At 57.4% G+C, this 24,467-nt stretch carries 20 protein-coding genes; 9 read left to right on the top strand and 11 right to left on the bottom strand.

What is annotated here, in order from left to right; genetic code table 11:
- Window positions 1-82: 82 nt before the first annotated feature.
- Window positions 83-520 (top strand): excinuclease ABC subunit A, encoded by a 438-nt coding sequence (locus tag HZ995_RS13160; protein ID WP_209356124.1) that lies wholly within the window; start codon window positions 83-85, stop codon window positions 518-520.
- Between the two features lie 126 nt (window positions 521-646).
- Window positions 647-1,846, top strand: a complete 1,200-nt coding sequence (locus HZ995_RS13155; RefSeq protein ID WP_209356123.1) for an autotransporter outer membrane beta-barrel domain-containing protein — start codon at window positions 647-649, stop codon at window positions 1,844-1,846.
- Between the two features lie 52 nt (window positions 1,847-1,898).
- Here the strand turns inward: HZ995_RS13155 and HZ995_RS13150 are convergent, their stop codons facing one another.
- The 8 genes from HZ995_RS13150 to HZ995_RS13115 all read right to left on the bottom strand — a co-directional run bounded on the left by HZ995_RS13150 (window position 1,899) and on the right by HZ995_RS13115 (window position 14,935).
- Window positions 1,899-3,176 (bottom strand): FAD-binding oxidoreductase, encoded by a 1,278-nt coding sequence (locus HZ995_RS13150; protein WP_209356122.1) that lies wholly within the window; start codon window positions 3,174-3,176, stop codon window positions 1,899-1,901.
- 137 nt (window positions 3,177-3,313) lie between these two features.
- On the bottom strand, window positions 3,314-6,172 hold the full coding sequence (gene uvrA, locus HZ995_RS13145; RefSeq protein ID WP_209356121.1) for an excinuclease ABC subunit UvrA: 2,859 nt from the start codon (window positions 6,170-6,172) through the stop codon (window positions 3,314-3,316).
- 201 nt (window positions 6,173-6,373) lie between these two features.
- Window positions 6,374-6,934 carry a methyltransferase domain-containing protein gene (locus HZ995_RS13140; protein WP_209356120.1) on the bottom strand — a complete coding sequence of 187 codons (561 nt, stop codon included), beginning with the start codon at window positions 6,932-6,934 and terminating at the stop codon, window positions 6,374-6,376.
- Window positions 6,935-6,991: 57 nt separating this feature from the next.
- Entirely contained in the window at window positions 6,992-8,386 is a 1,395-nt protein-coding gene (gene lpdA, locus HZ995_RS13135) for a dihydrolipoyl dehydrogenase (protein ID WP_209356119.1), read from the bottom strand.
- Window positions 8,387-8,500: 114 nt separating this feature from the next.
- Window positions 8,501-9,076: a DUF924 family protein gene (locus HZ995_RS13130; protein WP_209356118.1), complete on the bottom strand. Its 576-nt coding sequence runs from the start codon at window positions 9,074-9,076 to the stop codon at window positions 8,501-8,503.
- A gap of 88 nt (window positions 9,077-9,164) precedes the next feature.
- Window positions 9,165-10,430, bottom strand: a complete 1,266-nt coding sequence (locus tag HZ995_RS13125; protein WP_209356117.1) for an MFS transporter — start codon at window positions 10,428-10,430, stop codon at window positions 9,165-9,167.
- Between the two features lie 159 nt (window positions 10,431-10,589).
- On the bottom strand, window positions 10,590-11,639 hold the full coding sequence (queA, locus tag HZ995_RS13120) for a tRNA preQ1(34) S-adenosylmethionine ribosyltransferase-isomerase QueA (RefSeq protein ID WP_209356116.1): 1,050 nt from the start codon (window positions 11,637-11,639) through the stop codon (window positions 10,590-10,592).
- Window positions 11,640-11,653: 14 nt separating this feature from the next.
- Window positions 11,654-14,935, bottom strand: coding sequence for a DUF3971 domain-containing protein (locus tag HZ995_RS13115; protein ID WP_209356115.1), 3,282 nt, complete (start codon window positions 14,933-14,935; stop codon window positions 11,654-11,656).
- A gap of 95 nt (window positions 14,936-15,030) precedes the next feature.
- Here HZ995_RS13115 and bcp point away from each other — a divergent pair, with 95 nt between their 5' ends.
- The 5 genes from bcp (at window position 15,031) to HZ995_RS13090 (ending at window position 19,604) form a co-directional block, all read left to right on the top strand.
- On the top strand, window positions 15,031-15,492 hold the full coding sequence (bcp, locus tag HZ995_RS13110) for a thioredoxin-dependent thiol peroxidase (protein WP_209356114.1): 462 nt from the start codon (window positions 15,031-15,033) through the stop codon (window positions 15,490-15,492).
- On the top strand, window positions 15,492-16,307 hold the full coding sequence (locus HZ995_RS13105; protein ID WP_209356113.1) for a ferritin-like domain-containing protein: 816 nt from the start codon (window positions 15,492-15,494) through the stop codon (window positions 16,305-16,307). The genes bcp and HZ995_RS13105 overlap by 1 nt, the downstream gene beginning before the upstream one ends.
- Before the next feature lie 185 nt (window positions 16,308-16,492).
- Window positions 16,493-17,800: a M23 family metallopeptidase gene (locus HZ995_RS13100; RefSeq protein WP_245168670.1), complete on the top strand. Its 1,308-nt coding sequence runs from the start codon at window positions 16,493-16,495 to the stop codon at window positions 17,798-17,800.
- Window positions 17,790-18,296, top strand: coding sequence for a bactofilin family protein (locus tag HZ995_RS13095; protein WP_209356112.1), 507 nt, complete (start codon window positions 17,790-17,792; stop codon window positions 18,294-18,296). Before HZ995_RS13100 ends, HZ995_RS13095 begins: the two co-directional genes overlap by 11 nt.
- Before the next feature lie 180 nt (window positions 18,297-18,476).
- Window positions 18,477-19,604 carry a cobalamin-independent methionine synthase II family protein gene (locus HZ995_RS13090; protein WP_209356111.1) on the top strand — a complete coding sequence of 376 codons (1,128 nt, stop codon included), beginning with the start codon at window positions 18,477-18,479 and terminating at the stop codon, window positions 19,602-19,604.
- 72 nt (window positions 19,605-19,676) lie between these two features.
- On the opposite strand, the gene HZ995_RS13085 is transcribed toward HZ995_RS13090, so the two are convergent.
- The 3 genes from HZ995_RS13085 to HZ995_RS13075 form a co-directional block, all read right to left on the bottom strand.
- Window positions 19,677-20,651 (bottom strand): DUF3179 domain-containing protein, encoded by a 975-nt coding sequence (locus HZ995_RS13085; RefSeq protein WP_209356110.1) that lies wholly within the window; start codon window positions 20,649-20,651, stop codon window positions 19,677-19,679.
- Between the two features lie 318 nt (window positions 20,652-20,969).
- Window positions 20,970-21,605 (bottom strand): peptidylprolyl isomerase, encoded by a 636-nt coding sequence (locus tag HZ995_RS13080; protein ID WP_245168669.1) that lies wholly within the window; start codon window positions 21,603-21,605, stop codon window positions 20,970-20,972.
- Entirely contained in the window at window positions 21,605-22,114 is a 510-nt protein-coding gene (locus HZ995_RS13075) for a peptidylprolyl isomerase (RefSeq protein ID WP_209356109.1), read from the bottom strand. The genes HZ995_RS13080 and HZ995_RS13075 overlap by 1 nt, the downstream gene beginning before the upstream one ends.
- A gap of 126 nt (window positions 22,115-22,240) precedes the next feature.
- Between HZ995_RS13075 and HZ995_RS13070 the strand changes: the two genes are divergently transcribed.
- On the top strand, window positions 22,241-23,419 hold the full coding sequence (locus HZ995_RS13070) for a phosphoglycerate kinase (RefSeq protein WP_209356108.1): 1,179 nt from the start codon (window positions 22,241-22,243) through the stop codon (window positions 23,417-23,419).
- Window positions 23,420-23,535: 116 nt separating this feature from the next.
- Window positions 23,536-24,429, top strand: coding sequence for a fructose bisphosphate aldolase (locus tag HZ995_RS13065; protein ID WP_209356107.1), 894 nt, complete (start codon window positions 23,536-23,538; stop codon window positions 24,427-24,429).
- The last annotated feature ends 38 nt before the right edge of the window (window positions 24,430-24,467 follow it).

Below are 24,467 nucleotides of genomic sequence, written 5' to 3'. Positions count from 1 at the left end.
ATGATTTCACTTACCTCATAGGTAATTGTTTTGCCCTCCTCTGCACGGCCACAAAAGCGCATCACTGTAAAAGGAGGTCACCATGACCCACGACAAAAGCATAAAATCCCTCAAGATCACCATCATCGCCAGCGCAGGTTTCGCTCTCTTCATGTTCGCCAGCCTCTTCACACCCCTACGCGAGGTCATGAGTTTCTTTCTCGACCTCGTGCATATGCCCTTGGACGGCGCACAAAACCTAAGCCGCGATACCGAGGAAGTGTTAACCGCGATCTCTGCAGGCATCTTCTTTGGGTTCTGCGTCCTGCTGTGGCAGGTCACGACCGAGGTCTACGTCAAAGACCCCCTCCTGGGCCGCCGCATGATCCTATCATCGGTCATCGCTTGGTACGTGATTGATACGACAGGCTCGCTGATTGTAGGCGCATGGATGAACGGGATTTTGAACACAGTCTTCTTGATTGCGCTGATCTCGCCGGTGCTGCGACAACAAGAAAAACTGCAGGTCGACATGGTCTGATCTGTCTACAATTGGATACACCCACTCAAAAAATATTAACAAATCATTAAATTTTTCGCAGTTGCGCGATTTTTCATGCTTAGCTCACCGCGGGGAATTTAATGATTTTTGGGAAACGGGGAAACCATGCGTAAAATTCTTAAGCTAAGTGCATTTGCGCTCTTGTTGCCTACCGCCAGCTTTGCCGGCGGCGGCGGAACCATTTCATGCGCAGGCCTCGGTGCAGGCATTGCATTCAATGCGGGCGACTTTCTAACAGTAACCCCACTGGTTGCCGGTGAGCGCGTTTCTTGGACACAAACTTCTGGAACTGCACTAGTGAATGTCGCTAGAGCATCCGCAACTTTCACTTCCACAGGTGACAACGCCAATGGCTCGGCGACAATTACGGCTGATGGAGCCATTAGCTATTCGATTGTCAACACCGGGAGTACAACCATTTCATGCGGAACCGTGCCGACCGGAACAGGTGCGGACGGTAATATAACTGGCCAGATCGGCGGATCCAGCCAGACCAATTCAATCTCGACCGGAACGAGCGACAACGCACAGTCTCAGCTCGGCACGGGCAATGGTACGCAAGTTAACCAGAACTCGCTCTTCATCTCGACCCAAGGCGCGGGCCTCAATGAGACTGACTGGAACGCATGGGCCTCTGTTGAATACCGCAAATACAATGACGCGCTGAGCGGTGACTCTTTGGACTTCGTTGCGGGTGTCGACCGTTTCATCAACAACGAGACCATGGTGGGCTTCTTGCTCGGCTATAGCCGGATGGACCTTACCGACGGCACCAACACCTCTGACCAGAAATCCCTGGCTGTAGGTCCCTATTTTGCGCGTCGATCAAATGGTATGATTATTGATGGTTTCCTAACCTTCGCGCGGCCACAGTATGAGACCACGGCTGGTAATTTCACCTCGACCCGTTGGTCGATCGGCCTTTCGGCAAATGGGGACGCCTTGGCAAACGCGCCCTACATCTCGCCCTACTTTGACCTGAAGGCCTTCCAGGAAAGCCAGCCGGCCTACGGCGCCATCGCGGCCAATAAGATCACCAGCTACACGGTGAGCCTTGGCGCGAAGATTTCCGCCCTGCAGGAAATGGGCAATTCGGGCCTCACGCCACACATGCGCGTCGGCGTAGATGGCAAATCCACGCAATCCACATTGGCGGCGACGGATCGTTTCGCCTATGGGCGATTGGGAGTCGGTCTTTCTGGGCCTGTTGGGATGGGATTCCTGACGTTGGATATCGACTACGGCAAGACGCGCTCTGACGTGTTTGACAGAGGTATCGAAATGAAATGGGAAGTCAGCTTCTGACCCCCACCTTAACCCTTTGAAAAGCCGCCCTCAATTGGGCGGCTTTTTTGTTTCAGGCCGGGCGCACTGATTGCGCGTGGGCAAACACATTGCCCGGATCATAGGCGGACTTCACTTGCTGCAGGCGCGCATAGTTCCCGCCCCAATAGGCTGTGGGCCAGTCGGCAAGCCGTGGGTTTGGGTATCCCGCATAAGACGCCCCGCCTGTCGAGCGCCGCAGGATCTGGGTAAGATCCTCCACCGCTTGGGCTTGTTCCTCAGCGTCATGCAGCCGGTTAAATCGCCCTTCGATCTGCCATAGAAAAGCAGCATCCCGATGCGCGTAGCCTGTGGCTTTCGATGAAACGCGCGCGATGGCACCCCCAAGCCGTTCAATAAACAGATGTTGCCGCGGCGCTTTCTGCTGGACCACCTGCGTGAACATCGCAGCCCAGACGTTTACATTGGTTGGGGTCTCGGCAAAGGCCGCTCCGTAGGCCAGCGCCTCTGACGGGTAGTAGTCCCTCGGCCAAAAAGCATCGGCCAGTTGTGAATAGAGCCCCTGCGTGACAGAGGGCGCGTCCTGCCAAGGTACGGCAGACATAAACCCAACAATCGCGCTGCGCAGATCCGGGCTGTCTTCTGAGGCGATCACCGCAAGCCGCAATTGGATGTTTTCGAAATCCGGTGAAAAAACCTCAAGCGTCGTCGCCACGGCCTCCGGCAGTTGCATGGACCAGCCCTGCCACGCCGCAGCCACTCGCGCGGCCTCAACCACGGGCAGACGCACCAATGCAGAAATATGGGTCGCGGGACGGTCAGGCAGTGTGCGGAATGTCATTTCGGTCACAATCCCAAAGCTGCCCGGACCGCCACCGCGCAAAGCCCAGAAGAGATCGGGATGACTGTCCTCACTGGCCGACGCAACCTCCCCATCAGCCAAGACAACTGTCGCGGCCTCCAGCTGATCCGCCAGCAACCCGTGCGACCGACTTAGATGCCCAATGCCACCGCACCCAAGATGCCCGCCAAGCGCCACCGTCTGGCAAAACCCCATCGGCAGCATACGCCCGGCAGCCCCCAAGGCCCGCGTCAAAACGCCAACCTGCGTTCCCGGTCCAGCCGTCACGCGCGCACCGTCCACCTCGATCTGAGACATGGGGCTCACGTCAATCACGGCCTCTTTTCCCAATGAGAACCCTGCAAAACAATGACCACTTGAATAGATCGAAAACGACGTCCCGCGGGTTGTGAGGTCTTTGACAGCGCGCGTCACATCCTCTGTCGAGCGACACCGGATGTGCTCCTTAGGCTGCACAGCCAGCGCCAGATTGTGCGCGCGCAAGGCCACGCCCGCCTCCTGCGCCTGCGCCATCCGCAAAGGGAGCGCAGCGCCCGTTAAGGCAAGCCCTGAGACAGATTCAGCAAGAGCCGCACCGCTCTTAACGATAAACGACCGCCTATGGATATGACCTGCGTTCAACCCGCTTATTCCGCCGCCACCAAGGCACCCTTCAGCATCGGCTTAAGGTAGCGCCCTGTGTGGCTGGCTTCGACCTCGGCAACTTCCTCAGGCGTGCCCTCGGCCACAATTGTACCACCTCCATCGCCGCCTTCAGGACCGATATCGATGATATGATCGGCGGTTTTCACGACGTCCAGATTGTGCTCAATCACAACGACCGTGTTGCCCTGATCCACCAATTCATGCAGAACTTCCAAGAGCTTACGCACATCCTCAAAATGCAACCCCGTGGTCGGCTCATCCAGAATATAGAGCGTGCGCCCCGTCGAACGCTTCGCCAATTCCTTGGACAGCTTCACCCGCTGCGCCTCGCCGCCTGACAGCGTCGTCGCCTGCTGACCGACCTTGATATAGCCAAGGCCGACCCGCATCAGCGCGTCCATCTTGTCGCGAATGCTTGGCACGGCCTTAAAGAAGTCCTGCGCGTCTTCGACGGTCATATCGAGCACATCGGCAATAGATTTGCCTTTGAATTTGATCTCCAACGTCTCGCGATTGTAACGCGCGCCATTGCAAGTCTCGCAGGTCACATAGACGTCAGGCAAGAAGTGCATCTCGATCTTGATGACCCCATCACCCTGGCAGGCCTCACAGCGCCCGCCTTTGACGTTGAAACTAAAGCGCCCGGGTTTATAGCCGCGTGTCTTGGCCTCGGGCAGCCCGGCAAACCAGTCGCGGATGGGCGTGAAGGCCCCCGTGTAGGTCGCAGGGTTGGACCGCGGTGTCCGCCCAATTGGGCGCTGGTCGATGTCGATGACTTTATCCAGATGCTCGAGCCCCTTGATGGTCTCGCAAGGTGCAGGCGTCTGGCGCGCGCCGTTCAGACGCATCGAGGCGGTCTTGAACAGGGTCTCAATCGTCAGCGTCGATTTCCCGCCGCCAGAGACACCGGTCACACAGACGAATTTGCCCAGCGGGAACTTGGCTGAGACATTTTTCAGGTTGTTCCCCGTGGCCTTCACGACCTCCAGAAACTTACCATTCCCTTCGCGACGTTCCACCGGAACAGAGATCTCACGCGTGCCCGCAAGATACTGACCTGTAATGGATTTCTTATCCTTCTGGATCTTTTGCGGCGTGCCATGGCTGACCACCTGCCCGCCGTGCACCCCCGCGCCCGGACCGATATCGAAGACATAATCCGCCTCACGGATCGCCTCTTCGTCGTGTTCGACCACAATGACTGTATTACCTTGATCGCGCAGGTTCTTGAGCGTTCCAAGCAGGCGATCATTGTCGCGTTGGTGCAGGCCAATTGAGGGTTCGTCCAACACGTAAAGAACACCAGTCAGACCGGACCCAATCTGGCTTGCCAGACGGATCCGCTGGCTCTCACCACCAGATAAGGTGCCAGAGTTGCGCGAGAGCGTCAGGTACTCAAGTCCCACGTTGTTGAGGAACCCCAGCCGTTCACGGATCTCTTTCACAATCGCCCGCGCGATTTCCTGACGTTGTTGGGTCAGGTGATTGGGGACATCCTCAATCCAGGCCAAAGCCTCGCGGATCGACAGTTCCACCACCTGCCCGACGTGTTTCCCCGCAATCTTGACCGCGAGCGCCTCAGGCCGCAGACGATAGCCCTCACAGGTGCCGCATGGCCTGTTGTTCTGATAGCGTTCAAACTCTTCACGGATCCAGTTGGAATCCGTCTCGCGGTAGCGCCGTTCCATATTCGGAATGACGCCCTCAAACACGCGGCTGACCTGATAGACCCGCCCACCCTCATCATAGCGGAAGTCGATTTCCTCATTGCCCGAGCCATAGAGAAACACCTGCTGAATATGCGTCGCGAGGTCTTTCCACGGGGTGTTCTTGTCGAACTCGTAATGTTTGGCGAGCGCTTCAATCGTCTGCAGGAAATACGGAGATTTCCCCTTCCGCCACGGCGCCAATGCCCCGTCATAAACCTTCAACGTGGCGTCAGGCACCACAAGACGTTCGTCAAAGAACAGCTCTTTGCCAAGGCCGTCACAATCCGGGCAAGCGCCGAACGGGGCATTGAACGAAAACAGGCGTGGCTCGATCTCGGGGATGGTGAAGCCACTGACAGGGCAGGCAAAATTCTCGCTGAATGTGATCCGTTCAGGATCCGCATCCTTCGGCGCAGTCTCTAAAATCGCGATACCATCAGCCAGATCGAGCGCGGTGCGTAAGGAGTCCGCGAGCCGCGTCTCCATCCCTTCGCGTACCACCAGACGGTCGACAACCACGTCAATGTCATGGCGGAATTTCTTGTCCAGGGTCGGCGGCTCATCCAGCTCGTAAAACGCCCCGTCGACCTTCACACGTTGAAAGCCCTGCTTGCGCAGCTCTAGGAACTCTTTACGATATTCACCCTTCCGGTCCCGCACAATCGGCGCCAGCAGATAGCCACGGGTGCCTTCTTCAAGCCCCATAATCCGGTCGACCATATCCTGCACCTGCTGCGCCTCAATCGGCAGACCGGTGGCAGGCGAATACGGCGAGCCCACACGCGCGAACAACAGCCGCATATAGTCATAGATCTCGGTCACAGTGCCCACGGTCGAACGCGGGTTCTTGGACGTGGTCTTCTGCTCAATCGAGATCGCCGGAGAGAGCCCCGCGATGTGATCCACATCGGGCTTTTCCATCATATCGAGGAACTGGCGCGCATAAGCCGAGAGGCTCTCGACATAGCGGCGCTGCCCTTCGGCATAGATCGTGTCAAAGGCCAGCGAGGACTTGCCAGAGCCGGAAAGCCCCGTGATCACCACCAGCTGATCGCGCGGGATATCCACGTCGATGGACTTCAGATTATGCTCGCGCGCGCCGCGCACCTCGATGTTCTTTAGCTCAGCCATTCTGGCCCCCAAGTTCGCATTCTCCAGAGATAGTCCGAGCGTGTAAAAACGCCAAGCAGAAAATGTGAACATTTAGTGAACAAATACATTAGGAGCGTAATGCTGCCAGTTTTTGACACGACGGCACGGGGTCAAGAGCCGCAGACCCGCCGCGCCCCGCGTCGGACCGGCCCCATGGACCGGCGCGCGGCACGGCTCGCGTTACGCCTTCCGCGCCAAAGCCCAGGTCACAATCGGAAACTGAGGATCATTCTCCAGATCATCCTCATCCCGGTTATATTCCGGCGGCCAGACCTCTTCCAAATTCCGAGCCGCCGCCGCGCGGTTGCCCCAACCTGCGGCTTTGATGTCCGCCGGAGGAAAACCGCATTCGATCAGGAAATTCCGCAAGCCCCTTGGGGACCAGCGCGTGCAGTCATGTGGCGCGGGATGGAACGGGATATGAAACGGCACGGCCAGCCAGAAATACCCACCGGGGCGCAGCATCTCGAGGACGTGCTGGGTGGCCTTATAGGGACGGTCCAGATGCTCCCAGACTTGGTTGGCGAGGATCAGATCGTATTTCAGAACCGTGCCGTCCGCATAGGTCACCGGACCTTTGCAGATGTCATGATCGCGATGCATATATTGCACGTAGGATCGCGCAGGCAGACTCTTGCCCCACTGCCCTGAAATCTCTGCGATATCAAGATCTTGGGTGCCGATCTCTTTCAGGATCGCGCGGCTGCGACGGTTCATGACAATGCGGTTCAGGCTTGGCATGGTATGAGGGTCATCCTTGGTATGATATTCAGACTTTTAGCGGTATGATTTCAGCGTCTAGAAGTGAATTGCGCGATCATAGGCGTCCAAAACGCTCTCATGCATCATCTCAGACAGGGTCGGATGCGGGAAGACCGTGTTCATCAGATCTTCCTCCGTCGTCTCAAGTTGACGCCCGACTACATAGCCCTGGATCATCTCAGTCACCTGAGCGCCCACCATATGCGCGCCCAAAAGCTCTCCGGTCTTCGCATCAAAGACGGTTTTCACCATGCCCTCGGGTTCCCCCAATGCAATCGCCTTGCCGTTGCCGACAAAGGGGAAGCGGCCAACTTTGACCTCATATCCCGCCTCTTTCGCCTTGGCCTCTGTCAGACCGACCGAGGCCACCTGCGGATGGCAATAGGTACAGCCGGCGATGCTTTCCGGCTTCACCGGATGTGGATGACCGCCTGCAATCATCTCGGCCACCATAACGCCTTCGTGGCTGGCCTTATGGGCAAGCCAAGGCGCGCCGGCGATGTCTCCGATAGCGTAAAGCCCGTCGACACCAGTGCGGCAATATTCGTCGGTCACAACATGGGTGCGGTCGATCTTGACGCCCAGAGCCTCAAGCCCCAGCCCTTCGACATTGCCGACGATGCCAACAGCCGAAATCACAGTATCAAACTCGTGCTTTTCGACCTTACCGCCGGTTTCGATATGGGCTGTCACCTTACCCTTGCCGCGATCGAGCTGTTTGACCATGGCTTTCTCCATGATCGTCATGCCCTGTTTGACAAAGGCTTTCTTGGCAAAGGCGGAAATCTCGCCGTCCTCGACCGGCAACACGCGGTCCATGACCTCAACCACCGTCGTGTCAGACCCAAGCGTGTTGTAGAAACTCGCGAATTCGATCCCAATTGCGCCCGATCCGATCACCAAGAGTTTCTTGGGCATGCGCGGCGGTTGCAGAGCATGTTTGTAGGTCCAGACCAGATCCCCATCCGCCTCAAGCCCCGGCAGCTCGCGCGCCCGCGCGCCGGTGGCGAGGATGATATGCTTGGCCGCAAGCTCCTCGGTCCCTTTGTCGGTTTTCACCGACACCTTGCCCTTCGCAGGCAGCGTCGCCTCGCCCATCACGACGGTCACTTTGTTTTTCTTCAGCAGATGGCCGACGCCACCGGTTAACTGTTTCGCGACCCCGCGCGAGCGTTTAACCACAGCGTCCAGATCATAGCTCACGCCCGTTGCACCAAGCCCATAGTCCTTGGCATGATTCATCAGGTGAAAGACTTCGGCAGACCGCAGCATCGCCTTGGTCGGAATACAGCCCCAGTTCAGACATATGCCACCCAGATGCTCGCGTTCCACGACCGCCACGTTCAGGCCCAGCTGCGCCGCACGGATTGCTGCGACATATCCACCAGGCCCAGCCCCAACTACGATGACATCAAATGTCTTGGCCGCCATAGGTTCCTCCCACATTCTTTTGAAAAGAGATTAGCCCCCCTGACCAGAAGTGCAACGTAGAAACGGCCGCGCAATTTTCATGCGCGGCCGTTTGAAATCTGGGGTGATTATGCTTTAGGCAGCTTGCGCTTGCAGTCCCTGAACGGTGAAGCCATAGCCGCCTTTGGCGATGTAAGCCAGCTCTGCCGCGGTCGACTTCCGCTCAAGCGCTTCGTTGCGATATGGGAAGCGGCCGAACTCGCGGATCACCTCACGGTGCGCCTTGGCGTGCAGGAGGTTTCCGTCACTCTCCAGACGCTCCATCATCAGACGCACGCAGCGTTCTTGATCGCAGAGGTTCTCGGAATGCAGCAGCGGCGTGTAAAAGAACTGGCGCGCCGGCATATCGATGCGCATGTCCCATCCCTTGCTAATCGCTTGTTTGGTCACCGCGCGGGCCGCGAAGTCAGAGGCGAAAGCCTTGCCCGTGCCGCGAAACATATTGCGAGAGAACTGATCGGTCAGGATCACATAAGCGAGGCAACCCGAGGCGTAAGCCATCCACTGACCAAGCCCCCCTTCCATCGCCTTGTTCCAAACGGGTTCAAAACGCGTGCGTATGGTTGCGTCCAGCTCAGCGTTCTCAACATACCAATCTTTTGGCTCGCATTCATCCAGCCAAAAACTCAGGACCTCTTCGGGCGTAGACATCGGCATTATCCTCGTGGGCTTTTGTCATGAAAATGTTACCCACAAAAATTTGAGTCTTAACAGTCACAAAATGCAACAAAGCGGATACTTAGCTCGCGGATTGTGACTCAGACTCCTCATCGATGGAATATTGAGCATATTCCTGCGCCGCCTCCATCGCGACCGAGGTCGAGGTTGGCAGAACCGGAGCAAAGCTGCCGGTTTCCTCAACAGACGGTGCCGCACGTTTGGTCATGCGGTACATAGTATAAAGCCCCATGATGCCGGTTAAGACCCCGAGAAATAAGAAATATGCGCTGGTGCCAAGGTTGGTCATCAACCAACCGATGGCGATCGGACCGAGGACCGCGCCGCAGCCATTGACGAACAAAAGCCCTGCCGAAGCCGAGGCCATATCCTCGCGCGAGATGAAGTCATTGGCGTGCGCAATCAGCAGCGAATAAAGCGGGTTTGTGGCGCCGCCGACCACGAAGGCCGCGACCAGCAAAAGTGTGTAAGATCCTGGAAACAGTAACCCAACTGCCGCACCTGCCGTTGCAAAGGCTGAAACGGTAAAGATGACCACGCGGCGGTCCATGCGGTCTGAGAACCAGCCGATGGGATACTGGGTGACGACCGAGCCGATATAGAACATCGCAATAAAGAGCGAGATTTCCGGGATCGTCAGACCGGCCTGAGAGCCAAAGACCGCAGACATGCCAAACTGTGCCGAGAAAATGCCGCCGAGGATGAACATGCCGACCACACCGAGAGGCGAGACATGAAAGATCTCGGTCAGCTTCATGCTGTGGGTGCTTTCAAACGCCGGTGTGGGCGAGATCGACAGAAGGATCGGCGCGAAAGACAGGGAAACCAGAATAGACGGGATCACAAAGAGCACAAAGCCAGACGGATCTGCGGTGACCAGAAGGCCCTGGGCCGCGATGATGCCTGTGACCTGCGCGTACATATAAAGCGACAGCGTCTTGCCGCGGTTCTCATTTGTGGCTGCATTGTTGAGCCAGCTCTCTGCGGTCACATAAACCCCGCAGAACCCAAAGCCGATGACCGCTCGGCAGAACATCCAGACCCATGGATCCGTGAGCCATGGGAAAACAATCAACGCTGCAGAGATGAAAGAGCCAAGGGCCGCAAAGACCCGTACATGCCCAACTCGGCGGATCATTTCAGGCGCAAGACGCGAGCCACCGAGAAAGCCCAAGAAGTAGGCCGACATGACAAAGGACATCTCGACGGTCGAGAAGCCTTCGATCTCTCCGCGAATACCCAGCAAAGAGCCCTGAACACCGTTTCCAACCATCAACAGCAACATGCCAAGCATCAACGCCCATGTGCTGGAAATCACCTGTCCCATTTGGAAACTCCTTACTGCGTGAGCTCACCCTAACAGAGTCGCTAAAATTTACGTAGCCATTCGCGACACGCCAATTTGAATGATGTCGTTTCGCGCCCTTACCCCAAACCCACGATTTCTTTCAAAGAAATCGGCGTCGGAAACTTTCAAAGTTTCCGCCTACTCGGGAAATAAAATCGAAGAATCCCCGTAAGAGAAAAACCGGTACTCATTGGCAATCGCATGCGCATAGACGTCTTTGATCCGCTCTTGGCCTGCAAGGGCAGAGACCAGCATCATCAAGGTCGACTTGGGCAAATGGAAATTCGTCATCAGGGCGTCGGCCACATGAAATTCAAAGCCCGGATAGATAAAGATATCCGTCTCGCCTTCCCAAGGCGCAATCGCCCCGGACCGGCCCGCACTTTCGATCAACCGTAGCGCCGTCGTGCCAACAGGGATCACCCGCCCGCCCTTGGCCTTGGTCTCTGCGATCTCGGCAGCGGCCTCTTCGCTGACGCGACCCCATTCTGCGTGCATCTTGTGGGTTTTCACGTCCTCAACCTTAACCGGCAGAAACGTCCCTGCGCCTACGTGCAGCGTCACAAAACTCATATCGACGCCTCCGGCCTTGAGGCTCGCCAGCACGCTGTCGTCAAAATGCAAAGACGCCGTAGGCGCTGCCACGGCCCCGGAATGTTTTGCAAAAACAGTCTGATAGTCGGTCTTGTCCTGCGCATCTGTCGCGCGTTTTGCGGCAATATAGGGCGGCAATGGCATCATGCCGGCCTGATCCAGTTCTGCTTCAAAACTCTCACCTGTCAGATCAAACTCTAGCAGACCTTGACCGTCCGCTTTCTCTACCAGCCGCGCCTTGAGGCGGTCCGAGAAGACAATATCTTCGCCCTCAGAAATTTTTTTCAAAGGCTTCAACAGCGCCAGCCAGCGCCCGTTTTCGCGCGGCTCTAACAGGGTCACTTCGATCCTCGCGCTCGTCTCTCCCTGCGCTGACACACGATGACGCTGCCCCGTAAGACGCGCCGGGATCACTTTGGTGTCGTTAAAGACCAACCGATCTCCCGGCTCCAGAAAGGACGCGAGCTCTGTCACCTGACTGTCCACAATCCCACTGGGTCGCGACACCAAAAGCTTGGCCGAGGACCGCGGTACCGCAGGGCGCGTGGCAATCAACTGCTCAGGCAGGTGAAAATCAAAGTCAGAGAGTTGCATTGTATCTTCCGAAGTTACTCGCTCGCCTCATCCAGCGAGGGAGGCGGGCGGCGGAAAATGTTCCGGAATATCCCCGGCGTCAAGACCGAGAGTGGGTTTACCGAGATCCGCAGATCCTCGACCGGTCCCCTGAGCGTGTAGTTAAGACCAAAAAGGCCTTCGCCCTTGCGCGCAATCGGGCGTCCGATGGCATTCAAAACGTAAATTGGCGAGACCACGCCCTGCATGTCAAAGCTTCGCGTGTCCGTATGATAAATCCCATCCGCCGAGACGCCCATCGAGGGGCCAACCGCGCTGCCCTGGGCAATAGCGATGCGGTTTGGGCCAATCCGAAAACGGGATTCCACGTCCGTGAACAAGATCCCCTCGCCCGCCATTTGATCAAGCAGACCCACAACCGAGACCGCATTCAACAATTCTGCAAAAGCCGGGGCATCCTGAATGCGGACATCATTGATGATTGCCCGCCCGTCAAATTCGTTTTTGCCCAGCGGGTTCAAATCCAGCTGCAACGTGCCCCCGCTGGCGTTGCGAAGGAATTCCGCGGATCGCAACACATTGCCCGCATCCGCCGACAATATCCGGATCGCGCTTCGCCCCCCCAAGGGCGTCAGAGACCCCGATATCGCGGCCCCGCCATTCACACGCGCGCGAAACTCACCCTGCATGCCGCCACCTGCAAGAAACGAGCCGCCAAAGCTGGTCAGGTCAATCGTGTCAGACACGCGCACGCGGGACAGGTTCGCCAGAACCGGTGTGCGATCACCGCCTGCATTACTTGCCTCTGGCAGTTTCCGCAGGTCCAAAGTGCCCGACGTCAATTCAATTCCCGGCGTTATTTGTCCAGGACGGCCCGTGAGCTTCGCAGACCCATCGAACCAGTTACCAACAGTCAACCGATCAAGCGTAAACACCTCCATCCCACCATCAGGCTTGAGTGTGATATTCCCTTGCGCTTCAAGACCTTGGGCCGACATGCGCAGGCTCTCTACGCGCGCCGGTTGGTCCAAGGCCACAGTGACGGCCAGCTCTGCTGCCCGCGACACAGGTTTGCTCCAGCCCAAGGTCGGAATGGCCATGCGCAGCCCACGCAGATCCGAGGTGACTTGCATTTCAGGCAGTTTGTTGCGCTCAAAATCAATCCGAATGGCCGCCTTGCCCTGCCCTGACAACATCTCACGGCTCAGACCGAGGTTGAACTCATCCACCGTGCTCTCATTGAGCTCGACAGACCCCAGAAGCTGGCTTTTTCCACCGTTCTCTTGACCCAGCGCCGTCGACCAAGTGGCCTCAATCGGCACGCTGCCGATGCGCCCGCGCCCGGCCACGGACACCGCCTGAGACGTGGCTAGGATCGAGAGTTCGGGGGCCGCGATTTGTTTGTCAGGGACAAGCTGCGTTGAGCGCACATTGCGCGCGGTGGCCGCAATGTCGAAATTGACCTCCTCTGGTTTCAGACCCTTGCGCAGGAAAAGGTTGATCCTGCCGTCGACCTCGACCTCGCCCTCCGCCAGATCCACAGGCAGCCCCGCCTTGGAAAAGACCTCAAGCGGCTTGTGGTCCAACAAGCGCAATGCGGCTGTCACCGTGCCTCGGGTTTTTAGCCAGACCTCGGCGGGCCCCTGTTTGATCCGGGTATTGGGGATCACGAAACTCGTGCCTGTCGCATCCAGAACGCCGCCAGCGCCCGGCGCGACCTCTCCGCCCTCAGCCGTTACAACAAAGCGGTTGTCGACCCAGACCGCACGCCCCTTTGCCTTTTTCACCGGCGGGAGCGTTTTGGCATAGCGCACTTCGGCCTCGTCAAATTCAAAATCCAGATAGATATCAGGCTTAGCGCCTGGCACAGCGCGCAAGGCAAAGTTCACGTCGCTCAGCTGCCCCGCCAAGATGTTCTCATCGACCCATTTGCGCGGCTTGGGTTGGGCGTTTTCCGGCCACCAGCGGATCACTTCGCGGGCGTCCACCTTTGCCATTTGAGCATTCAGGCTGACCTTCCAACCTTCTACAAGAGGGATGAATTGTCCTTTTGCGACAGCGGTTTGGCCCTCGCTTTTCAACAGAAACTCGCCCACATCGATGGTGAAATTCGTCAGATCCAGCCGAAAATCCGCCTGCGCATGATCAATCGAGACCGGTGCACCGAACAATCCCGCCGGATTGCCGCTGAGGTCGGTGAATTTAAACTGTCCCCAAAGCGCACCGGGAAGGCCGCCCTGCAGGTCGCGCAAATAGGCCACCCCTTCGGCGCGCGCCTGTCCCCAGGCGCTGTCCGCCACAAGTTCGGTGAACTCAATAGCGTCACTTTGAGGATCATAGGTGAAGTGCGTCCCCGCTGATTTAAACGGCACCGGACGCACGACGCCACCGGGTTGCAGAACGCCTTCGCTGATCCGCAGGGCCGCATTCAACGGGCCAAGGTCTCCGCTTTCATCAATCTCAAAGCGCATCGCACCGGAGATCGGCGCATCTAGGATGCTTAGCCATGTCAAAGCAGGTGATTGCGACGCGATGTCGGTGGAGGGTACGTCTTCAAAGTTCACACCGAATTGCGCTTCCCGCTGGCCGAGTTCGGTTTCGAAATTAAATTCAAGCGTCGACACATAGTCACGCCCGCCCAGCAACGCGATATTCGTCGTCATGCGCAGTGCTTTGTTGTCGCGTGTCAGAAGGAAGCTGCCCCCATCCACCGTCCAACTGCGTCCCGCGCGCTGGTCGTCAAACTGAATGGTGATCGCATCCAGCGACACGCGCGAAAGGTTCTCGAACTCTGATGTCTGCAAGAGGCGATCAATTTCTCGCTCGATGTCGCCCAAAGAAGTCGAGGTCGCAGCCCCGCCCTGTCCGCCGTCAATCGCCAGCGCGACCTCGCCTTCATCGGCGCGGGTGGCATTCAGGATCACCCCGGACATACGAATTTCACGCGGCGCGATCTTTCCCTGCAAAAGCTTGCGATATGACAAAGAGGCCTCAACCTCGGAGATCGACATCACCGGGCCACCATCGTCAGGCACCAGATCCAGGCGTTCAAAGACTACATGCGGATGCAGATCATCCTCAATCAGCAAAGTCGCGCCTTCGAACTGGACGGACGCTCCGGGCACCGCGCCGGACAATTGCGTCACCAATTGCGCATTGATCCAAGGCGCGACATGGATTGTGCGCCCAATCGAGGTCACCGCCAAAACACCCAGCCCCATACCAAGCACCAGCACGATCCCCAAGCTCCACAGCCCCACACGCCGCAAGCGCGACTTGGGTTTGACGGGATCAGGCTGGGTCATCTGTTCAGGCACGGCGGCTCGGGTAATTTTTTATTGCGGCAATCGGTTTCTTGTCGCGCTCTGCGCACTACCATATAGGCTTCAAACTGAAAGCCCAAGGAGAACTCATGCCCGAGATCGGCGAGAACGCGCCCGACTTTACCCTGCCCAGCACCTCTGGCGAGGACGTCACCCTATCCAGCCTGAAACCCAAAGCGGTGGTGCTATTTTTCTATCCCCGCGACAACACATCCGGCTGCACCAAAGAAGCCATCGGTTTTAGCGAATTGAAAGAGGCTTTTGCGGCGGAGAACGTCGAGGTCTTTGGCCTGTCCAAAGACGATATGAAAAGCCACCATAAGTTTGTTGAAAAACAAGAGCTGTCTGTCGAGCTGTTGACGGATGCCGACTCGGACGTCTGCGAGGCTTATGACGTCTGGAAAGAAAAGAAGATGTACGGCAAGACCTATATGGGCATCGAACGTTCGACCTTTTTGATCGACGGCGAGGGCAAAATCGCCGAGGTATGGCGCAAGGTGAAAGTGCCGGGACATGTGGACGAGGTCATGGAGGCGGCGAAAGCGCTCTGATGAAGACCCTTGCAGACATGGCGGTCGAGGTGCTCTCGACCGCAGATGGCCGCGCCAAGACGGCGCTGTCTCGGGACTATGCAGCGCAGTGGTTTGCCGCGCGTGCGGCGGGTGAAACGCCGGAAATCGGGTCCGCCACGCCGCCTTTGCATCCAGCCCGTCCTGAAAAACCGGAACTTTTGTCGCCGCGTGATGTGCCGCGCCGCCGCCCCGGCTCTCGCCCCGGCCAGATCGCGCTTTTGCATGCGGTGGGGCATATCGAGTTGAACGCCGTCGATCTGCATTGGGACATCATCGCGCGGTTTACCGATGTTAAGATGCCCATTGGCTTTTATGACGATTGGGTCAAAGCGGCTGACGAGGAATCCAAACATTTCAACCTGATCTGCGACTGCCTTGAGGATCTCGACAGTTTCTACGGAGACCTCCCCGCCCACGCCGGCATGTGGCGAGCCGCCGAGGACACGGTAGATGATTTCATGGGCCGTCTGGCCGTCGTTCCTATGGTGCTGGAAGCGCGTGGATTGGACGTGACCCCCGGCATGATCGACATTTTCCGCAAAGCTAAGCTTGATCAAGTGGTCGAGGCGCTAGAGGTGATATACGCCGAAGAAGTCGGCCATGTGGCCTATGGCTCCAAATGGTTCCACTTCCTTTGCGGCCGCCATGACCTTGATCCCAAAGAAGTTTTTCACACGTTGGTCCGCAAATACTTCCACGGTGCTCTTAAACCTCCGTTTAACGAAGAAAAGCGCGCCGAAGCAGGCCTGCCACCGGATTTCTATTGGCCCCTGGCAGATGACCCTAGGCCTTGAGCCGACAGAGGCGGAAACAAAGCCTTAACAAAAGGTTAAACTTCGCGAGATGCGTGGACAATCAAAGCGGAAACTTGCCTGCGACGTCAAAAAACTTGCCGAAACTTTACCTGCCCGTTAATGAAATTGGAGCGCCTGGGGACATTGGCGCACCAACGGGGAAAAAACCAAAGGACTAAGACGTTTTGCGTGGAATTGCGTCTAAAATTCATGTGCTGCTAGAAAAGTGGTTCCCGGAACGCCGTTTGTTCCTACGGTCCGACACGGACACACGCTTTATTCGCCTGAAACCTCACACCCAACTGATGATTGCTGGATGCGGTGCGCTTGTGGTGGGCTGGGCGATCATCGTGACGGCCGTTCTGTTCATGGACTCGATCGGCTCTGGCAACTTCCGCGAGCAGGCTAAACGCGATCAGGAAAACTATCAGCTGCGTCTGAATACACTGTCTGATGAACGCGACCAGCGCTCGGCAGAGGCACTCGCCGCGCAAGAACGTTTCACTGCTGCGCTTGAGCAGATCTCTCTGATGCAATCCGAGCTGCTCTCGGCTGAAACCCGCTCGCGCGAGTTGGAAACTGGCATTGAAGTGATCCAGTCCACCCTGCGCCGCACAATGAAAGAACGCGACGAGGCCCGCACCGAACTCGAGCGCGTCACGGCAGATGCAGATGCCTATGTTGAATCCACCGTCGCGCAGGATCTGAACACCGAGGGAGTCGAATCCATCGTCACCGCCCTTGCTGAAACTGCTGCAGAACGCGACGAACTCTTTGTTCAAGCCCGCGAAGCTGTCGCGATTGCCGACAATATGGAACTCGAGCTCAAGCTGCTTGAGGAAATGAACGACCAGATCTTTACCCAGCTCGAGGACGCGATGACCGTCTCGGTTGAACCTCTGGAAAAGATGTTTGCCTCCGCAGGTCTTTCTACGGACGCCCTGCTGGAAGAGGTCAAGCGCGGCTACACCGGCCTTGGCGGTCCAAACCTGCCTCTAACCGTGACCACCTCTGGCGGAGAACTGTCGCCCGAAATGAAACGCGCCAATGCGCTGCTGGGCCAGTTGGACCGTCTGAACATGTATCGTATCGCTGCGGAAACCACGCCGTTCGCCGTGCCATATAAAACCGCAGTCCGCTATACCTCTGGCTTTGGCATGCGTTGGGGCCGGATGCACCGCGGTGCAGATATCGCTGGCCCGCATGGCACCGATATCTTCGCCACCGCTGACGGAGTGGTCATCCACGCCGGTTGGTCCTCGGGCTATGGCAAGCTGATCAAGATCAAACATGCCCATGGCATCGAAACTCGCTATGCCCACTTGGCGAAATTCCGCGTAAAAAAGGGAGACCGAGTGTCGCGCGGGCAACACATAGGTGATATGGGCAACACAGGACGCTCGACAGGAACCCATTTGCACTATGAAGTGCGGATTAACGGTCGGGCCGTAAACCCGATGAAATTTATCAAGGCTGCAAGAGATGTTTTCTAAAAGCAAAATCAACGAACCTGCCGCAACACCTGCTGATACCGCAAAGCCGGTTCTGCCAGAAGCAGCCAAAAAGGCCGCTCCAGCAGCGGCCGCTGCCCCAGCCGCGGCGCCACGTCCAAAAGTGGGCGCATCCGTTTTGTCTTCGGACCTGCATGTCAAAGGCAATCTGAAAACCACCGGTGACGTACAAATCGAAGGCACCATCGAAGGCGACATCCGCGCGCATCTTCTGACTGTCGGCGAAACCGCCACCGTCAAAGGCGAAGTGGTTGCCGACGACGTCGTCGTCAACGGCCGCATCGTGGGCCGCGTCCGTGGCTTGAAGGTCCGCCTGACCTCGACCGCACGTGTTGAGGGTGACATCATCCACAAAACCATCGCCATCGAAAGCGGCGCGCATTTCGAAGGCTCTGTTCAGCGTCAGGACGACCCACTGGGTGGCGCAGGCAAACGCCCTGCCCCAGCGAAAGCAGCTCCGGCACCTGCTGGCAAATAAGCCTTGCTTAAATATCAATCTGAAAAGCATCGCCTCGGCGGTGCTTTTTCATTTTTGGCCGCTGATTCATTCACACAAATCTCACCTTGTGAGGCCCGTCAGCATATTTTTTAAGTTTTAACTTCGCCCCCGCTCCGACACCGCCTATGCTCCTCTCACCTAAAAGACGAAGGACGCATTATGACCATCGAGACAACCCATGTCGGCAGCCTCCCCCGCGGAGACCACCTCTCGGAATTGCTTCTGGCCAAAGACAATGGCCGCGACTACGACAAGGAAGAGTTTGAGACGACCGTTCAGGACTCCATCACGGCAGCCGTAAAAAAGCAGCGGGAATCCGGTGTGACCATTGTCTCTGATGGAGAACTCGGCAAGGTCGGTTACTCCACCTACATGCAAGAGCGCCTCAGCGGGTTTGGCGGCCATATTGATCGCAAACCGGCCAAAGACCTTGCGGCCCATCCGGGTCTGGCCAAAAAGCTCAGCGCGATTATGGGTAGCCAGGAATTCACCCGTGCCTCCTGTGTTGGAGAGGTGAAACTGGTCAACCTCGAACCTGCCCTTGAAGACATTCGCCGCTACAAAGAAGCGCTCGACAAAGAGGGCCAAGGCACACGCGCCTTTATGAATGCGGCGTCTCCGGGTCTGATCACTGCCTTTCAGGTGAACAAATACTACCCCAGCCACGAAGCCTATCTCGAGGCTTTGGCCAGTGCGATGCGCCCAGAATATGAGGCCATTTTGGATGCGGGGCTTGATATTCAGTTCGACTGCCCGGATTTGGCGATGTCACGTCACACGGGCTATCAGGACGCGACTGAAGAAGAATTCGTGAAAATGGCCGCCGCCAATGTCGAGGTTCTGAACGCCGCAACCGAAGGCCTGCCTGCTGACCGAATGCGGATGCACCTTTGCTGGGGCAACTACGAAGGCCCGCACGATCACGACATCGCCTTGGAAAAAGTCATCGATATCGTGCTGTCTGCACGCCCGAACACGATCCTGTTTGAGAGCGCTAATCCCTGTCATGAACACGAATGGACCGTCTGGCGCGACGCTGACATTCCAGAGGATAAGATCCTCGCGCCGGGTGTGATTGACACGTGCTCGAACTACGTCGAACACCCTGAACTTATCGCCCAGCGTCTGCAGCGCTTCATCGATATCGTCGGCATGGACCGCGTGGTAGCGAGCACTGATTGCGGCTTTGGCACCTTCGCGGGCTATGGCAAGATTGATCCAGACGTGACGTGGAAGAAACTCCGCAACCTGCGCACGGGCGCGGATTTGGCGGAAGCGCGGAACTGATTATTCTGGATTCGTAACAAAAATAAGCCCCGCGAGATTTTCGCGGGGCTGTCTATTTTGGGATTACGGTGTTTAACCGTCCCCCAGCATCCATTCGCCGTTCGGCCAGAACGCATGATAGGCGAAAGCAAACATCACATCATGCGCCAGATCCTTGCCGTTGGCGTCCTTCACGCGCACAGTTCCGACCTCTTTGCTTTTCGCGATATCGCGCCCGTCCAAAGCTGACGCCTGCCCTTCGGTCCATGTCAACGTAACGCCTGCCTCGGTGACCTCTCCGGCCTCACGCAGCCGCGTCATTGGCCAGGCGCGATCGCCCACGCGTATCACACGCACCAGCGGCGGAATACCGTGGGGCGGGTTTTCACCCTGATAAAGGAACGGCCGCGCTGAACTGTCGTAATTCACGTAAGGATTGCGCCCGTAAGGCCGCCCGAACCGAGGCTCTGCCATCACCAAACCATCGGGATTACGCTCGGCGAATTGACGCCAGCTTTCCATCCAGGTCGGCAAGGTGGTCAATTCGACGCCATTCATTTCACCCACGATGCCCGTGCCAATGGCCTGTTGCCACCAGCTTTCGGTCTCGCGGTCATACATGACCATGTCCGAGTTGCGCAGCTTGCCCGAGACACCGAAACTCAGCACACCGTCGCCCACGCGCCGATCAAAGGTGATGCCGGAATTGCAAAGCGGGCAGAAGGTGACGGCAATCGGTAGGTCTCCGACCTGATCATTCACGATCTCATGCCAGGTGAGATAGCGGATCGGATAGGCCCGCGGCAGCTCGCCTTCGATCTCAACCGTGATCACTGGTTCGCGTTCGCCGATCTGAGCGCCTTCTTTGATGGGCACCATGACCGGGTCGTCAATTGCTGGGATGCCGTCCTTGGGTGGGCCGCCTGACAGGATTTCCGTCCAATCCTCAATCGAGGTCTGCTCAAAATCCGTATTGGGCCATTCAAAGACCCAACGGGCGGGGCTGGCGAAAGCCGTGCTAACAGCGAGGCTGAGGCCTGCGGCGAAAAGGATAGATCGTGCGAACATGATGGGGCTCCCTAAAGCGTTAGCCTCATCTGGGACCAATAAACCCCACCTGCATAGCCCCCCTAACGTGCTTGTGATGGGTGGTCATCGGTACCGCAGGGCCATCGCCGGCCCGACGGGGTGGCGTCCGGCGTGACCGGCATTGCGATTAATGCCCGCGACAAACCTCAATCAGCTATGTCATGTCCAGCCGCCAGCAAATCGCCAGCCCGGTGGGTCGGGCCGGCGATGGCCCTGCCTGCTTGCAGCAGGCGCTTCGGGCCAAATGCGAAAAGGCCCGGGAGACCCCGAGCCTTTAAAATTAGATATGCAGCAGATTTAGTTCTGTGTGACCTTGACCGAGACCATCCGGTCAGGATCGCCGTCCACAGCGCCCGAGCGCGGATGCCCACGTTTGATCGCATCCACCACATCCATGCCAGAGGTCACCTGACCCACGACCGTATATTGACCGTTCAGGAAATAGCCCTGATCAAACATGATGAAGAACTGGGAATTGGCAGAATCTACGCTATGACCGCCCCGCGCCATCCCAACCGTGCCACGCTCAAATGGCACCTCAGAGAACTCCTGCAAAAGGTCGCTATAGCTTGACCCACCGCGACCCGCCATCCGCTTGTCGCCGCCAACTTTGCCGAACTGCACATCGCCCGTCTGTGCCATAAAGCCCTCGATCACGCGATGGAAAATCACGTCATCATAGGACCCTTCCTGCGCCAGCGTCACAATGCGCTCCACATGGTTCGGAGCAACGCCTTCTAAGAGGTCGATCACAATCGTACCCTCGGCCTCACCATCGACGGTAATTTCCAGACCGTAGTCTGGCAACTGGCTGCTGACCTCGGTGATATCGGTCAGCCCCGGCGTGCCTTCCTGCGCCAGAAACACAGCGCCTACACCCAGAACTGCCACCATCATTGCGACGCCGACGAGTTTGTTGCTCCCGCCGTTCATTATTCCGCGTCCGCTGCGACTTTGACCGAGATCATACGATCAGGATCCATTGGCGGCTCGCCGCGTACGATGGCATCCACATGCTCCATGCCCTCAATCACGCGGCCATAGACGGTGTATTGACGGTTCAGGAAGTGGTTGTCCTTGAAGTTGATAAAGAACTGAGAGTTCGCAGAATCTGGCATCTGGCTACGCGCCGCGCCCAAGGTGCCGCGATCATGAGGCACACCCGAGAATTCCGCCTTCAGGTTCGGCAGATCCGACCCACCGGTGCCCGCCATGCGGATATTGAAGTCTTTTTCCATATTGCCGTTGGCCACATCGCCGGTCTGCGCCATGAAACCGTCGATCACGCGGTGGAAACAGACGTTGTCATACTGACCCGAGCGCGCCAGCTCCTTCATGCGCTCACAGTGACCAGGCGCCACATCAGGCAAAAGTTCGATGACGACGGTGCCGTCTTTGAGTTCCATCAGGATGGTGTTTTCGGGATCTTTGATCTCGGCCATTTGGCTGCTCCGTTTATATTCGTTGAAGCTAACCTAGTGCCTCACCAAAGGATTGCCAAGCTGCCATTGACCTGTCGCATTAATCCTATATTCACGAGGAAAATTCGGGACATTGGAGACGGCATTATGGCTTGGAAAACCCTCGACGATATGGATCTGGCGGGCAAACGCGTTTTGGTACGTGTGGACATCAACGTTCCTATGGAAGACGGCAAGGTTACCGACACCACGCGGATCGACCGTATCGTGCCGACCATTCAGGATATCGTGAAGGCGGGCGGCTCCCCTATTATGCTCGCGCATTTCGGACGCCCGAAAGGTCAGTATGTCCCGGAGATGTCTTTGAATCCGCTGGTGCCCTATCTGGCTGAGGCCTTTGGCGAAGAGGTCACCTTCATCGAACGCCCAAGCCGCGAGATGATTGACGATCTGCCTGCCACCGCGGTTGTTCTTGTCGAAAACACCCGCTTTACGGCCATGGAAGAAGCTAATGATCCGCAAATGGCTGGCTTCCTTGCCACTTTGGGCGACATCTATTGCAACGACGCCTTCTCCGCCGCCCACCGCGCGCATGCCTCGACCGAGGGTGTCGCGAAACTTTTGCCAAACTGCGCGGGCCGTCTGATGCAAGCCGAACTCAGCGCTTTGGAAGCGGCGTTGTCCACGCCAAAGCGTCCCGTTGTGGCCGTCGTCGGCGGCGCGAAAGTGTCGACCAAGCTGGAACTCTTGGGCAATCTCGTCGCGAAAGTCGATCATCTGGTGATCGGCGGCGGCATGGCCAATACTTTCCTCGCGGCCCAAGGCATCGATGTGGGCAAATCTCTTTGTGAACATGACCTCGCAGACACCGCCCGCGAGATCCTCGCCAAGGCCAAGGATGCCGGTTGTGACGTGGTTCTGCCCTCTGACATCGTCGTCGCGCGTGAATTTAAGGCCGGAGCGGACAACGAAACCGTCGCCTCTGACGCCTGCCCTGCGGACGCTATGATCCTTGACGCTGGCCCTCAGTCGGTTGCGCGTATCGAAGGCATTTTGGCCCAAGCGAAGACCTTGATCTGGAACGGCCCTCTGGGGGCGTTTGAAATCGAGCCCTTTAATGCGGCCACCAATGCCGCCGCCAAAGCCGCTGCTGACCTCTCCAAAGCAGGCAGTCTGGTGTCCGTCGCAGGCGGCGGCGACACCGTCGCAGCGCTAAATGGCGCCGGCGCGGCCGAGGATTTCAACTATATTTCGACCGCCGGTGGCGCCTTCCTTGAATGGATGGAAGGCAAGACCCTGCCCGGCGTCGCAGCTCTACAATCCTAGCCATTCGGCTTAACCTTTTCTTTTCCGGAGAGGGTTAGCGGTACCAGCATTGCGCGCCTTCTGGGGCTGACCTAGAAGGAGCCTAACACTCCTATTTTCTGCCAAAGGATACACAAATGTCCAATTCCGCCCAGACCGACCTCATCGCCAAAGGCCAAGGTTTTATCGCAGCATTGGACCAATCCGGCGGCTCAACGCCCAAGGCCCTGCGTCTCTATGGTGTTGAGGAAGACGCATACAACGGCGACGAAGAAATGTTCGGCATGATCCACGCCATGCGCGCACGGATCGCGCAATCTCCGGCGTTTAACGGCGACAAAGTCGTCGGTGCGATCCTATTTGAGCGCACCATGGACGGCGAAATCGACGGCATCCCAGCGGCACAGTACATCTGGGAAAAACGCGGCGTGGTGCCCTTCCTGAAAGTCGACAAAGGCCTTGAGGCCGAGGAAAACGGCGTTCAACTGATGAAGCCGATGCCAGATCTCGATGACCTGCTGGAGCGTGCGAATGCAGCGGGCATTTTTGGCACCAAGATGCGCTCCGTGATCTCTGCAGCCAATGCCGAGGGCGTCAAAGCCAACGTCGCGCAACAGTTTGAAGTTGCAAAACAAATCATCGCCAAGGGCCTCATGCCAATCATCGAGCCAGAGGTGACCATCACCATCGCCGACAAGGCCGAAACCGAAGACCTCGTGCGCGATGCGATCCTTGCTGAGCTCGACGCATTGGATGACAATCTGCAAATCATGCTGAAGCTCTCACTGCCCACCAACGCCAACCAATACAAAGCGTTGGTGGATCATCCGCAGGTTCTGAAAGTGGTCGCCCTCTCTGGTGGTTATTCCCGCGAAGAGGCCAATGGCCTTCTGGCGCAGAACACCGGCATGATCGCCTCCTTCTCGCGCGCACTGACCGAAGGCCTCAGCGCGCAGCAGACCGAGGACGAGTTCAACGCGGTGATCGCGGATAGCATCGATGGGATCTATCAGGCCTCTATCGCGGGTTAACGTCCTTTAACGATCTGACTCCAAACCAAAAAAACGAA

It is taken from the genome of Cognatishimia activa (assembly GCF_017798205.1).
GTDB lineage: Bacteria > Pseudomonadota > Alphaproteobacteria > Rhodobacterales > Rhodobacteraceae > Cognatishimia > Cognatishimia activa_A.
The sequence above is the reverse complement of the archived record's forward strand: the minus strand, read 5'-3'. Positions and strand labels throughout refer to the sequence as shown.

Excerpts from the sequence above, each read along its gene's own strand:
- HZ995_RS13160 (WP_209356124.1), top strand. The coding sequence starts at position 83 with ATGACCCACGACAAAAGCATAAAATCCCTCAAGATCACCATCATCGCC.
- HZ995_RS13155 (WP_209356123.1), top strand. The coding sequence starts at position 647 with ATGCGTAAAATTCTTAAGCTAAGTGCATTTGCGCTCTTGTTGCCTACC.
- uvrA (WP_209356121.1), bottom strand. The coding sequence starts at position 6,172 with ATGGCTGAGCTAAAGAACATCGAGGTGCGCGGCGCGCGCGAGCATAAT.
- HZ995_RS13140 (WP_209356120.1), bottom strand. The coding sequence starts at position 6,934 with ATGCCAAGCCTGAACCGCATTGTCATGAACCGTCGCAGCCGCGCGATC.
- lpdA (WP_209356119.1), bottom strand. The coding sequence starts at position 8,386 with ATGGCGGCCAAGACATTTGATGTCATCGTAGTTGGGGCTGGGCCTGGT.
- HZ995_RS13130 (WP_209356118.1), bottom strand. The coding sequence starts at position 9,076 with ATGTCTACGCCCGAAGAGGTCCTGAGTTTTTGGCTGGATGAATGCGAG.
- HZ995_RS13125 (WP_209356117.1), bottom strand. The coding sequence starts at position 10,430 with ATGGGACAGGTGATTTCCAGCACATGGGCGTTGATGCTTGGCATGTTG.
- queA (WP_209356116.1), bottom strand. The coding sequence starts at position 11,639 with ATGCAACTCTCTGACTTTGATTTTCACCTGCCTGAGCAGTTGATTGCC.
- bcp (WP_209356114.1), top strand. The coding sequence starts at position 15,031 with ATGCCCGAGATCGGCGAGAACGCGCCCGACTTTACCCTGCCCAGCACC.
- HZ995_RS13105 (WP_209356113.1), top strand. The coding sequence starts at position 15,492 with ATGAAGACCCTTGCAGACATGGCGGTCGAGGTGCTCTCGACCGCAGAT.
- HZ995_RS13095 (WP_209356112.1), top strand. The coding sequence starts at position 17,790 with ATGTTTTCTAAAAGCAAAATCAACGAACCTGCCGCAACACCTGCTGAT.
- HZ995_RS13090 (WP_209356111.1), top strand. The coding sequence starts at position 18,477 with ATGACCATCGAGACAACCCATGTCGGCAGCCTCCCCCGCGGAGACCAC.
- HZ995_RS13085 (WP_209356110.1), bottom strand. The coding sequence starts at position 20,651 with ATGTTCGCACGATCTATCCTTTTCGCCGCAGGCCTCAGCCTCGCTGTT.
- HZ995_RS13080 (WP_245168669.1), bottom strand. The coding sequence starts at position 21,605 with ATGAACGGCGGGAGCAACAAACTCGTCGGCGTCGCAATGATGGTGGCA.
- HZ995_RS13075 (WP_209356109.1), bottom strand. The coding sequence starts at position 22,114 with ATGGCCGAGATCAAAGATCCCGAAAACACCATCCTGATGGAACTCAAA.
- HZ995_RS13070 (WP_209356108.1), top strand. The coding sequence starts at position 22,241 with ATGGCTTGGAAAACCCTCGACGATATGGATCTGGCGGGCAAACGCGTT.
- HZ995_RS13065 (WP_209356107.1), top strand. The coding sequence starts at position 23,536 with ATGTCCAATTCCGCCCAGACCGACCTCATCGCCAAAGGCCAAGGTTTT.